This is a genomic window from Streptomyces sp. NPDC048255 (genome assembly GCF_040652415.1).
In the GTDB taxonomy this organism is placed as follows: Bacteria; Actinomycetota; Actinomycetes; order Streptomycetales; family Streptomycetaceae; genus Streptomyces.
In genome coordinates this window covers 113,381-125,004 of record NZ_JBEZMA010000019.1, presented here as the reverse complement: position 1 = coordinate 125,004, position 11,624 = coordinate 113,381, and the positions used below count along the sequence as shown (strand labels likewise).

At 71.3% G+C, this 11,624-nt stretch carries 9 protein-coding genes and 1 tRNA gene; 2 read left to right on the top strand and 8 right to left on the bottom strand.

Annotation, left to right across the window (positions count from 1 at the left end):
- Positions 1 to 75 precede the first annotated feature (75 nt).
- Positions 76 to 750, bottom strand: a complete 675-nt coding sequence (locus AB0D94_RS17815; RefSeq protein WP_184791550.1) for a TetR/AcrR family transcriptional regulator — start codon at positions 748 to 750, stop codon at positions 76 to 78.
- Positions 747 to 1,742: an acyl-CoA desaturase gene (locus AB0D94_RS17810; RefSeq protein WP_362052289.1), complete on the bottom strand. Its 996-nt coding sequence runs from the start codon at positions 1,740 to 1,742 to the stop codon at positions 747 to 749. Before AB0D94_RS17810 ends, AB0D94_RS17815 begins: the two co-directional genes overlap by 4 nt.
- A gap of 473 nt (positions 1,743 to 2,215) precedes the next feature.
- Here AB0D94_RS17810 and ppc point away from each other — a divergent pair, with 473 nt between their 5' ends.
- A complete protein-coding gene (gene ppc / locus AB0D94_RS17805; protein ID WP_362052304.1) occupies positions 2,216 to 4,909 on the top strand; it encodes a phosphoenolpyruvate carboxylase in 2,694 nt (897 codons plus the stop codon).
- 85 nt (positions 4,910 to 4,994) lie between these two features.
- On the opposite strand, the gene AB0D94_RS17800 is transcribed toward ppc, so the two are convergent.
- The 6 genes from AB0D94_RS17800 to AB0D94_RS17775 form a co-directional block, all read right to left on the bottom strand.
- The gene (locus AB0D94_RS17800; protein WP_362052287.1) at positions 4,995 to 5,735 is read right to left on the bottom strand and encodes an LPXTG cell wall anchor domain-containing protein; all 741 of its coding nucleotides are present in this window, start codon (positions 5,733 to 5,735) and stop codon (positions 4,995 to 4,997) included.
- Positions 5,736 to 5,920: 185 nt separating this feature from the next.
- The gene (gene pth / locus AB0D94_RS17795) at positions 5,921 to 6,511 is read right to left on the bottom strand and encodes an aminoacyl-tRNA hydrolase (RefSeq protein WP_362052285.1); all 591 of its coding nucleotides are present in this window, start codon (positions 6,509 to 6,511) and stop codon (positions 5,921 to 5,923) included.
- 91 nt (positions 6,512 to 6,602) lie between these two features.
- On the bottom strand, positions 6,603 to 7,184 hold the full coding sequence (locus AB0D94_RS17790) for a 50S ribosomal protein L25/general stress protein Ctc (RefSeq protein ID WP_362052283.1): 582 nt from the start codon (positions 7,182 to 7,184) through the stop codon (positions 6,603 to 6,605).
- Positions 7,185 to 7,365: 181 nt separating this feature from the next.
- Entirely contained in the window at positions 7,366 to 8,343 is a 978-nt protein-coding gene (locus AB0D94_RS17785) for a ribose-phosphate diphosphokinase (protein ID WP_031138975.1), read from the bottom strand.
- A 134-nt stretch (positions 8,344 to 8,477) separates the two neighbouring features.
- Positions 8,478 to 9,923: a bifunctional UDP-N-acetylglucosamine diphosphorylase/glucosamine-1-phosphate N-acetyltransferase GlmU gene (glmU, locus tag AB0D94_RS17780; RefSeq protein WP_362052280.1), complete on the bottom strand. Its 1,446-nt coding sequence runs from the start codon at positions 9,921 to 9,923 to the stop codon at positions 8,478 to 8,480.
- A gap of 109 nt (positions 9,924 to 10,032) precedes the next feature.
- Positions 10,033 to 10,104 (bottom strand) — tRNA-Gln (locus tag AB0D94_RS17775).
- A 166-nt stretch (positions 10,105 to 10,270) separates the two neighbouring features.
- Between AB0D94_RS17775 and AB0D94_RS17770 the strand changes: the two genes are divergently transcribed.
- Positions 10,271 to 11,581 (top strand): histidine kinase, encoded by a 1,311-nt coding sequence (locus AB0D94_RS17770; RefSeq protein WP_362052278.1) that lies wholly within the window; start codon positions 10,271 to 10,273, stop codon positions 11,579 to 11,581.
- Positions 11,582 to 11,624 lie beyond the last annotated feature (43 nt).

Genomic DNA, 11,624 nt, shown 5'->3' with positions numbered 1-11,624 from the left:
GGGGCGCGCCCCGGCGCCCCCCCCCCCCCCGCTCCCCGGGGGGCGGGGCGCCGTCGTGCGCGCGGCCGTACCCGCTCAGCTCTTGCGGCGGCCCACCAGCTGCGGCTTCGACTCCAGCCCGTCCAGCCCGTGCCAGGCCAGGTTCACCAGGTGCGCGGCGACCTCCGCCTTCTTCGGCTTGCGGACGTCCAGCCACCACTGCCCGGTCAGCGCCACCATCCCCACCAGCGCCTGCGCGTACAGCGGGGCCAGCTTCGGATCGAAGCCCCGGGCCTTGAACTCCAGGCCCAGGATGTCCTCCACCTGCGTGGCGATGTCGCTGATCAGCGAGGCGAAGGTGCCCGTGGACTGGGCGACGGGGGAATCCCGTACGAGGATCCGGAAACCGTCCGTGTACGACTCGATGTAGTCCAGCAGCGCGAACGCCGCCTGCTCCAGCAGCTCCCGGGGGTGCCCGGCCGTCAGTGCGCCCGTCACCCCGTCCAGCAGCTGGCGCATCTCCCGGTCCACGACGACCGCGTACAGGCCCTCCTTGCCGCCGAAGTGCTCGTACACCACCGGCTTGGACACCCCGGCCTTCGCCGCGATCTCCTCCACCGACGTGCCCTCGAAGCCCTTCTCCGCGAACAGGGTCCGGCCGATGTCCAGCAGCTGCTGACGCCGCTCCGCGCCCGTCATCCGTACCCGGCGGCCGCGCCTGGGCTTGTCGCTGCTGGAATTACTGCCGTCGATCGCCACGCCCCCCATCATGCCGCGTTCGGCGCGTTTTCCTTGCGGCGGGCGTCGATGCGGGCCGCCGAGGGCCAGCGGACGTCCGTGGCCCAGCCCAGCTGCTCGAACCAGCGGATCAGACGGGCGCTGGAGTCGATCTGGCCGCGCAGTACGCCGTGCCGCGCCGAGGTCGGGTCGGCGTGGTGCAGGTTGTGCCAGGACTCGCCGCAGGACAGCACCGCCAGCCACCACACGTTGCCCGAGCGGTCCCGGGACTTGAAGGGCCGCTTGCCCACCGCGTGGCAGATCGAGTTGATCGACCACGTCACGTGGTGCAGCAGCGCCACCCGGACCAGCGAGCCCCAGAAGAACGCCGTGAACGCGCCCCACCAGGACATCGTCACCAGGCCGCCCACCAGCGGCGGAATGGCCAGGGAGAGCATCGTCCAGAAGATGAAGTCACGCGAGATCCGCCGGATCGCCGGATCCTTGATCAGGTCGGGGGCGTACTTCTGCTGATCGGTCTGCTCCTCGTCGAAGAGCCAGCCGATGTGCGCCCACCACAGGCCCTTCATCAGCGCCGGCAGGGTCTCGCCGAAGCGCCACGGCGAATGCGGGTCGCCCTCGTGGTCGGAGTACTTGTGGTGCTTGCGGTGGTCCGCCACCCAGCGCACCAGCGGGCCCTCCACCGCCATCGAGCCCATCACGGCCAGGGCGATCCGCAACGGCCGCTTCGCCTTGAAGGAACCGTGCGTGAAGTAGCGGTGGAAGCCGATGGTGATCCCGTGGCAGGCCAGGAAGTACATGAAGACCATCAGGCCGAGGTCCAGCCAGCTCACCCCCCAGCCCCAGGCCAGCGGAACCGCCGCCAGCAGGGCCAGGAAGGGAACGGTGATGAACAGCAGGAGCGCGATCTGCTCGATGGACCGCTTGTTCTCGCCGCCGAGGGTCGCGGACGGCGCAGACACTGAACCTTCGGAACGCGTGGAGGACGCGGAGGCGTCCTCGACCAGATCAGGACTGGTGGGCATGGGGTCCCCTGGGGGGTGAGAAGACGGGGGGCACCTCCCGGCAGAGACCGGGGGAGCCAGGGTCACAGACCCTACGGACCCGTAACCTACGGCATGGTAAGTATGGCAAAGGGAGGGGCCGCGGCAACAGGAGCACGCCAGGTCCGGGCGCAGCACCGACGGGCGTCACACGGCCGCCACAACCCCGCCATCACCCGGCCACAGGGGCGCCGCGAGCCGTTCGCGACCACCAGATGACACATTTGCCCAGGCACACGGCTCGGACACCTATCCTGTTGTCGTCGGACAGCGCGGTCCGCACGGGCAGCCCGAGCTGCGCATCAGGAGCAGCAGCGCTGCGCGCGATCGGGTGCCCACCGCCCAGTAGCGCTCGAACACTGCAAGGAGCCGCACCTGTGAGCAGTGCTGACCAGGCCCCCCGGGCCGCCCAGCAGGCCGCCCCCGTCACCCAGGCCGCCACCGCCAACGCAGAGCTGCGTGCGGACATCCGCCGCCTCGGTGACCTACTCGGCGAGACCCTCGTACGCCAGGAGGGCCAGGACCTCCTCGACCTCGTCGAACGGGTCCGCGCCCTCACCCGCACCGACGGCGAGGCCGCCGCCGCCCTCCTCGGCGACACCGACCTGGAGACGGCCGCCAAGCTCGTGCGGGCCTTCTCCACCTACTTCCACCTCGCCAACGTCACCGAGCAGGTGCACCGCGGCAAGGAACTGCGCGCCCACCGCGCGGCCGAGGGCGGTCTCCTCGCCCGCACGGCGGACATGCTCAAGGACGCCGACCCCGAGCACCTGCGCGAGACGGTCCGCAACCTCAACGTCCGCCCCGTCTTCACCGCGCACCCCACCGAGGCGGCCCGCCGCAGCGTCCTCAACAAGCTGCGCCGCATCGCCGCGCTGCTGGAGGAGCCCGTCACCGGCGCCGGCGACCGCCGCCGCCACGACCTGCGCCTCGCCGAGAACATCGACCTCGTCTGGCAGACCGACGAACTGCGCGTGGTCCGCCCCGAGCCCGCCGACGAGGCCCGCAACGCCATCTACTACCTCGACGAGCTGCACGCGGGCGCGGTCGGCGACGTGCTCGAGGACCTCGCCGCCGAGCTCCAGCGCGTCGGCGTCGAGCTGCCCGCCGGCACCCGCCCCCTCACCTTCGGCACCTGGATCGGCGGCGACCGCGACGGCAACCCCAACGTCACGCCCGAGGTCACCCGCGACGTCCTGATCCTCCAGCACGAGCACGGCATCACCGACGCCCTGGAACTCATCGACTTCCTGCGCGGGCTGCTCTCCAACTCCATCCGCTACACCGGAGCCACCGAGGAACTCCTCGCCTCCCTCCAGGCCGACCTGGAGCGCCTCCCCGAGATCAGCCCCCGCTACAAGCGGCTGAACGCCGAGGAGCCGTACCGCCTCAAGGCCACCTGCATCCGGCAGAAGCTCCTCAACACCCGCGAGCGCCTCGCCAAGGGCATCCCGCACGAGGAGGGCCGCGACTACCTCGGCACCGCCGAGCTGCTCACCGACCTCACCCTCATCCAGACCTCCCTGCGCGAACACCGCGGCGCCCTGTTCGCCGACGGCCGCATGGACCGCACCATCCGCACCCTGGCCGCCTTCGGCCTCCAGCTCGCCACCATGGACGTACGCGAGCACGCGGACGCCCACCACCACGCGCTGGGCCAGCTCTTCGACCGGCTCGGCGAGGAGTCCTGGCGCTACGCGGACATGCCCCGCGACTACCGCGGCAAGCTCCTCGCCAAGGAGCTGCGCTCGCGCCGCCCGCTGGCGCCCACCCCGGCCCCGCTCGACGCCGCCGGACAGAAGACCCTCGGCGTCTTCTCCGCGATCAAGGACGCCTTCGAGAAGTTCGGCCCCGAGGTCATCGAGTCCTACATTATCTCGATGTGCCAGGGCGCCGACGACGTCTTCGCCGCCGCCGTCCTCGCCCGCGAGGCCGGGCTCATCGACCTCCACGCAGGCTGGGCCAAGATCGGCATCGTCCCGCTCCTGGAGACCACCGACGAGCTGCGCGCCGCCGACGTCATCCTCGACGAGATGCTCGCCGACCCCTCCTACCGGCGCCTGGTCTCCCTGCGTGGCGACGTCCAGGAGGTCATGCTCGGCTACTCGGACTCCTCCAAGTTCGGCGGCATCACCACCTCCCAGTGGGAGATCCACCGCGCCCAGCGCAGGCTGCGCGACGTCGCCCACCGCTACGGCGTGCGCCTGCGCCTCTTCCACGGCCGCGGCGGCACCGTCGGCCGCGGCGGCGGCCCCTCGCACGACGCGATCCTCGCCCAGCCCTGGGGCACCCTCGAAGGCGAGATCAAGGTCACCGAACAGGGCGAGGTCATCTCCGACAAGTACCTCGTGCCGTCGCTGGCCCGCGAGAACCTCGAACTGACCGTCGCGGCCACCCTGCAGGCCTCCGCCCTGCACACCGCGCCGCGCCAGTCCGACGAGGCCCTCGCCCGCTGGGACGCGGCCATGGACACCGTCTCCGACGCCGCGCACGGCGCGTACCGGGCGCTCGTCGAGGACCCGGACCTGCCGGCGTACTTCTTCGCCGCCACCCCCGTCGACCAGCTCGCCGACCTGCACCTGGGCTCGCGCCCCTCGCGCCGCCCCGACTCGGGCGCCGGACTCGACGGCCTGCGCGCCATCCCGTGGGTGTTCGGCTGGACCCAGTCCCGCCAGATCGTCCCCGGCTGGTACGGAGTCGGCTCCGGCCTCAAGGCCCTGCGCGAGGCCGGCCAGGAGGACGTCCTCACCGAGATGGGCGCACGCTGGCACTTCTTCCGCAACTTCCTGTCCAACGTCGAGATGACGCTGGCCAAGACCGACCTGCGGATCGCCCGCCACTACGTCGACACCCTCGTGCCCGAGAACCTCAAGCACGTCTTCGCCCGCATCGAGGCCGAGCACGAGCTCACCGTCCGCGAGGTCCTGCGGATCACCGGCGGCGAGAAGCTCCTGGACTCCCACCCGGTGCTCCAGCAGACCTTCGCCGTCCGCGACGCCTACCTGGACCCGATCTCCTACCTCCAGGTCTCCCTCCTCGCCCGCCAGCGCAATGCGGCGGCCCGAGGCGAAGAGCCCGACCCGCTGCTCGCCCGAGCGCTGCTGCTCACCGTCAACGGCGTGGCCGCGGGCCTGCGCAACACCGGCTGAGTCCGCGCCCGAGCCCCGGGCCCGGGCACGCAGAAGCCCCCGCGACGCACGACGTCGCGGGGGCTTCTGCCTTCGGCGGCAGCGGCTACTGCGCCCGGCGGCGGCGCATCACCAGCACGCCGCCCGCGGCGACCAGGGCGACGGCCACCGCGGAAACCAGGGCCACCGGCAGATCGGACCCGGTCTTGGCCAGGTCACCGCCGGGGGCCGGGGCGGGCGAGCTCTGTGCGGCGCTCGGCGTGCCCGACGGCGTGCCGCTCGCGCTCCGGGTCGGCGTCACAGACCGGGACGCGGAGACCGATGTGGACGGCGTCGTCGACGGGGCGCCCGAGGTGGTGCCCGACGGCGTCCCGGCCGGCGTCTTCGAGGCGGAGACCGAGGCCGAAGGGCTGCCCGACGGGCTTGGCGTCGCGGTCGCCGGACAGGTGTGGGACAGGTTGAACCACTCCAGCCGCCCACCCTTCACCTCCGCGACGGCAGACGTGAGCTTGGCTCCCGGCGCGGAGGCCACGTAGGCGTGATTGTCGTTCGGCGGGCCGAAAGACGTGATCACCTGCTGGCCGCCCGGCTCGAACGTCACCGTCAGCTTCACGAACGAGATCTCGTTCGGGCTGCCCGGCGCGATGAAGTGCCAGCCGTCCTGCGTCGCCGGTATGTCGGCGCACTTGGGCTCCGGCTTCCCGAAGGAATCCGCAGTGATCGGAACGGGCTGGTGCAGCGGAATGGTGTACGCGTCGGTCGCGAAGGCGGGAGCCGTACCGGCGGCGACGAGGAGGGAGGACGCGGCGACGGCGAAAGCCGCCCGGCTGATCCTGGAAGGGGCCATGGAGGTACCTCTGACGCTGATGAGGAGGAGAGCCGTGGGGGGCGGCGCTCAGCTTCGTGACAGGAAGCCGCTCCGGTCAAGGGATGCTCGTCAGCATTGGTGCGCAGCTGGGAGCCCAGGCACCTTTTGTCCGATGTAACGATCCCTGCACGGCGGCACCCTGACGGGGCGCCGCCGCGACACGCTCAGGAGTTGTACGTCGACTGCGCGCGCTCCAGGCCCTCCTGGACCAGGCACTCCACCGAGTCCGCCGCCCGGTCCACGAACCACTCCAGCTCCTTGCGCTCCGTGGACGAGAAGTCCTTCAGCACGAAGTCCGCGACCTGCATCCGCCCCGGCGGCCGGCCGATGCCGCAGCGCACCCGGTGGTAGTCCGCACCCATCGACTTCGTCATCGACTTCAGGCCGTTGTGCCCGTTGTCCCCGCCGCCCAGCTTCAGCCGCAGCGTCGGGTAGTCGATGTCCAGCTCGTCGTGGATCGCAACGACCCGCTCCAGCGGCACCTTGTAGAAATCGCGCAGCGCCGTCACGGGACCGCCGGACAGGTTCATGTACGTCATGGGCTTGGCCAGCACCACCCGCCGGTTCGCCGGTCCCGGCGGGCCCATCCGGCCCTCGACCACCTGCGCCCGCGCCTTGTGCGCCTTGAACTTCCCGCGGATCCGGTCCGCCAGAAGGTCGGCCACCATGAAACCGATGTTGTGGCGGTTGCCCGCGTACTCCGGTCCGGGGTTGCCGAGGCCGACGATCAGCCAGGGTGCCGCGTCGTCCGACATCAAGAGCTCCTTATGCGAAGACGACCGCCGTCCCGCTCCAGTGGAGCCGGACGGCGGTCGGTCAGCAACTGCTGAGGGGTGAGGGCGAGGCTCAGGCCTCGGTGCCCTCGGCGGCCTCGGCGGCCGGCTCCTCGGCCTGCGGGGCGACGACCTGGAGGACGGCGATGTCGCCGTCGACGGCCAGGGTGGTGCCCGCCGGGAGGACCAGGTCCTTGGCGTGGATGGTGGCGCCGGCCTCGAGACCCGCGATGGAGACGGTGACCTCGGTCGGGATGTGCGTGGCCTCGGCCTCGACGGAGATGGTGTTCTGGAGGGTCTCCAGCATGTTGCCGCCGGCGGCCAGCTCGCCCTCGGTGACGATCGCGACGTCGACGGTGACCTTCTCGCCCTTCTTGACGATCAGGAAGTCGACGTGGGAGATCGAGCGCTTCAGCGGGTGCTTCTGCACGGCCTTCGGGATGACCAGCTCGGCGGCGCCCTCGATGTCCAGGGAGATCAGGACGTTCGGGGTGCGCAGCGCCAGCTGAAGGGCGTGGGCGTCCACGTTGACGTGCTTCGGGTCGGTGCCGTGGCCGTAGATGACGGCGGGGGTCAGGGCGTCACGACGGGCCTGACGGGCAGCGCCCTTGCCGAAGTCGGAACGGACCTTGGCGGCAAGCTTGATCTCGGACATGCTCACTCCTCGTGGGGTGACGGAAATGGACGGAAGTCACCCGGCCGAAACGGCCTGCTACGAAGAGCGCGTCGATAACGGAGCATCCGCACCCGAAAACAGGTACGGCCTCCCTCGCCGAGCAACTCATGGAGTGTACCCGGCGGGGGAGGCCGCACCAAAAGGATCTAGCCCGCAGCGGTTACTGCTGCTCCTCGAAGAGGCTCGTGACGGAGCCGTCCTCGAAGACCTCGCGCACCGCGCGCGCGATCATCGGGGCGATCGACAGCACCGTGATCTTGTCGAGCTCCAGGTCGGACGGGTCCGGCAGGGTGTTCGTGAACACGAACTCGCTGACCTTGGAGTTCTTCAGACGGTCGGCCGCCGGGCCCGACAGGATGCCGTGCGTGGCCGTGACGATGACGTCCTCGGCGCCGTGCGCGAACAGCGCGTCGGCCGCGGCGCAGATGGTGCCACCGGTGTCGATCATGTCGTCGACCAGGACGCAGACGCGGCCGCGGACCTCACCGACGACCTCGTGGACGGTCACCTGGTTGGCGACGTCCTTGTCGCGGCGCTTGTGGACGATCGCCAGCGGCGCGTCCAGGCGGTCGCACCAGCGGTCGGCCACGCGCACGCGGCCGGCGTCCGGGGAGACGATGGTGAGCTTCGTGCGGTCCACCTTGGCGCCGACGTAGTCCGCGAGGACCGACAGGGCCGAAAGGTGGTCCACCGGGCCGTCGAAGAAGCCCTGGATCTGGTCCGTGTGCAGGTCCACGGTCAGGATGCGGTCCGCACCGGCCGTCTTCAGCAGATCGGCGACCAGGCGCGCCGAGATGGGCTCGCGGCCCTTGTGCTTCTTGTCCTGGCGGGCGTACCCGTAGGACGGCACGATCACGGTGATGGAGCGCGCCGACGCGCGCTTCAGCGCGTCGATCATGATCAGCTGCTCCATGATCCACTTATTGATCGGAGCCGTGTGGCTCTGGATCAGGAAGCAGTCCGCGCCACGAGCCGACTCCTGGAAACGGACGTAGATCTCGCCGTTCGCGAAGTCGAAAGCCTTGGTCGGCACGAGGCCGACTCCCAGCTGGTGTGCGACCTCCTCGGCCAGCTCGGGGTGGGCGCGGCCGGAGAAGAGCATCAGCTTCTTCTCGCCGGTCGTCTTGATCCCGGTCACAGCACTGTCTCCTCAGACGTGTTGAAAGCTGCTCGCCCCCGTGTGCGTCCGTCCCGCACACGGTGAGCCAGCCGAATTGCGTGCACCTATCACGGTACGCCGTCCCGGACGTACCTGTTTCCGGTCAGTTCACCTCAACGGCCGTCGGAGTCCACCTGGACCGCCGACTGGGCCGCCGTCGCGGCAGCACTTCCGGGACGCTTACGGGCCACCCAGCCCTCGATATTCCGCTGCTGGCCACGGGCCACGGCCAGCGCACCGGGCGGCACATCCTTGGTGATCACGGACCCGGCGGCCGTGTAGGCCCCGTCCCCGATCGTGACGGGCGCCACAAACATGTTGTCCGAGCCCGTCTTGCAGTGCGAGCCGACGGTGGTGTGGTGCTTGTGCTCACCGTCGTAGTTCACGAAGACGCTCGCCGCGCCGATGTTCGTGTACTCGCCGATCGTCGCGTCGCCCACGTAGGACAGGTGGGGCACCTTGGTGCCCTCGCCGACCTTCGCGTTCTTCATCTCCACGTACGTGCCGGCCTTGGCCTTCGGGCCCAGCTCCGTACCCGGGCGCAGGTACGCGAAGGGGCCGACGCTCGCCGAGTCGCCGATCACGGCGGAGTCCGCCACCGTGTTGTCCACGCGCGCGCCCCGGCCCACGCGGGTGTCCTTGAGGCGGGTGTTCGGGCCGACCTCCGCGCCCTCGGCCACGTGGGTGGCGCCGAGCAGCTGCGTCCCCGGGTGGATCAGGGCGTCCTGGCCGAAGGTGACGCTCACGTCCACGAACGTACTGGCGGGGTCCACCACCGTCACGCCCGCGAGCATGGCCTGCTCCAGCAGGCGCGCGTTCAGCAGGGCGCGGGCCTCCGCGAGCTGGACGCGGTTGTTGATGCCGAGGATCTGGCGGTGGTCGCTGCCGACGGCCGCGCCGACGCGGTGCCCGGCCTCGCGGAGGATGCCGAGGACGTCGGTCAGGTACTCCTCGCCCTGGCTGTTGTCGGTGCGCACCTTGCCGAGCGCGTCGGCCAGCAGGGCCCCGTCGAAGGCGAAGACCCCGGAGTTGATCTCCCGGATCGCGCGCTGGGCGTCGGAGGCGTCCTTGTGCTCCACGATGGCCGTCACGGCCCCGCCGGCGTCGCGCACGATGCGCCCGTAGCCGGTGGAATCGGGCACCTCGGCGGTGAGCACGGTGACGGCGTTGCCGTCGGACTCGTGCGTCGCGGCCAGGGCGCCGAGGGTCTCGCCCGTCAGCAGCGGGGTGTCACCGCAGACGACGATCACGGTGCCGTCGACCGGGCCGCCGAGCTCCTGGAGCGCCATGCGGACGGCGTGGCCGGTGCCGTTCTGCTCGTACTGGACGGCGGTGCGGACCTCCGCGTCCACGGCGGCGAGGTGCGCGGTGACCTGCTCCCGGGCGTGGCCGACGACCACGACGAGGTGGGCGGGGTCCAGCTCGCGGGAGGCGGCGACGACGTGACCGACGAGCGAGCGCCCGCAGATCTCGTGCAGGACCTTGGGAGTGGCCGACTTCATGCGGGTGCCTTCACCCGCTGCGAGTACGACGACGGCTGCCGGGCGGTTGGCGCTCACGGGTGTGCCCTTCGGCTTCGGGGGTGGACGCGTGCAGGATACCGGTGGCCACAGGGCCGGAAACGAAGCCGGGTCCCGACCTTGGAGGTCAGGACCCGAACGTGCGAAGCTCCCCCGCCAGGACTCGAACCCGGACATAAGGCACCAAAAGCCTCAGTGCTGCCAATTACACCACAGGGGATAGCAATCCAGTCCAAAGCGGACATCTTGCTCTGCCGTCCCAACTGGACGCCCCTACTATGCCGCACCATGCGCCCTCAATGCGACGGTAAAGGCCCTCGCGCTCCCCGGGGTTTGCGTCAATTCGGGGCGGCGGCGTGCCGGGGGCGCTGCGTACGCTGGACGGCATGACCAGTACGGGGGAAGTGGAAGGCCGCGCTGGGCCGCCTTTGTGGTGGGTGCGGCGGCGCGATGCCGTGTGGGACCTGGGGCTCGGCGGGCTGTCGGCCCTGGAGTGCGGCTGGGAGGGGATCGCCTTCGCCCGCGAGGCGGGGCTGCCGACCGCGGTCGGGGTGCTGTTCGGGCTGCTGGTGGGCGCCGTGCTCGTGCTGCGGCGGCGCTGGCCGATCGCCGTGGTGCTGGTGGGGATCGCCGTGGCCCCGGCCGCGATGGGGTTCCTGCTCGGGGTGGTGGGCCTGTACACGCTGGCCTCCTCCGAGGTGCCCCGGCGGATCACCGCCACCCTGGCCTCGATGTCGCTGGCCGCGACCTTCGTCGTGATGTACCTGCGCACCCGCGGGGACGTGGAGGCCGACACGACGCTGGTCGTGGTGCTGTCCGGGTTCGTGGCGGTGGCGCTGACCGTGCCGCCGGTGCTGTTCGGGCTGTACATCGGGGCCCGGCGGCGGCTGATGGAGAGCCTGCAGGAGCGGGCGGACTCGCTGGAGCGGGAGCTGTCGCTGCTGGCGGACCGGGCGGAGGAGCGGGCCGAGTGGGCCCGGACGGAGGAGCGGACCCGGATCGCGCGCGAGATGCACGACGTGGTGGCGCACCGGGTGTCGCTGATGGTGGTGCACGCGGCGGCGCTGGAGGCGATCGCCCTGAAGGATCCGGCGCGCGCCGCGAAGAACGCGGGCCTGGTGGGGGACATGGGCCGGCAGGCGCTGACGGAGCTGCGGGAGATGCTCGGGGTGCTCCGGTCACCGGCCCCGAAGCCGGGCGCGGGCCTCGCGGGCGCCGCCGGCGCCTCGCGTACGGGGAGCGCCGGGGCCGTCCCGGCCGCGGCGCCTGCCGTGGCCGTCGCGCTGGTGGGGACCTTCGACGACGGGCCCTCGCTCGATGAGCTGGAGGCCCTGGTCGGGCAGTCGCGGGCCGCCGGGATGGCCGTGGACATGGTGGTCCAGGGGGCGCGGGCGGCGTACGCGGCGGAGGTCGAGCAGACCGCGTACCGGGTGGTGCAGGAGGCGCTGACCAACTGCCACAAGCACGCCCCGGGGGCGCGGGTCGTGGTGCGGCTGGCGCATCGGGACGGGGAGGTCGCGATGCAGGTGGAGAACGGTCCCTGCGACGGCGAGGTGAACGGCGCGGGCCTGCCGAGCGGGGGCAACGGGCTGGTCGGGATGCGGGAGCGCGTGCTCGGCCTGGGCGGGGTCTTCGTGTCGGGTCCGACGGACGCGGGCGGCTTCCGGGTGTCGGCGGTGCTCCCGGACCGGGCCTAGTGCCGGGCCATGCCGTGCCGGGCCGGCCATGCCGTGCCGGGCC

What these genes read in the sequence shown, in the direction of transcription:
- AB0D94_RS17815 (WP_184791550.1), bottom strand. Translation starts at nt 750, where the DNA reads ATGATGGGGGGCGTGGCGATCGACGGCAGTAATTCCAGCAGCGACAAG.
- AB0D94_RS17810 (WP_362052289.1), bottom strand. Translation starts at nt 1,742, where the DNA reads ATGCCCACCAGTCCTGATCTGGTCGAGGACGCCTCCGCGTCCTCCACG.
- AB0D94_RS17800 (WP_362052287.1), bottom strand. Translation starts at nt 5,735, where the DNA reads ATGGCCCCTTCCAGGATCAGCCGGGCGGCTTTCGCCGTCGCCGCGTCC.
- pth (WP_362052285.1), bottom strand. Translation starts at nt 6,511, where the DNA reads ATGTCGGACGACGCGGCACCCTGGCTGATCGTCGGCCTCGGCAACCCC.
- AB0D94_RS17790 (WP_362052283.1), bottom strand. Translation starts at nt 7,184, where the DNA reads ATGTCCGAGATCAAGCTTGCCGCCAAGGTCCGTTCCGACTTCGGCAAG.
- AB0D94_RS17770 (WP_362052278.1), top strand. Translation starts at nt 10,271, where the DNA reads ATGACCAGTACGGGGGAAGTGGAAGGCCGCGCTGGGCCGCCTTTGTGG.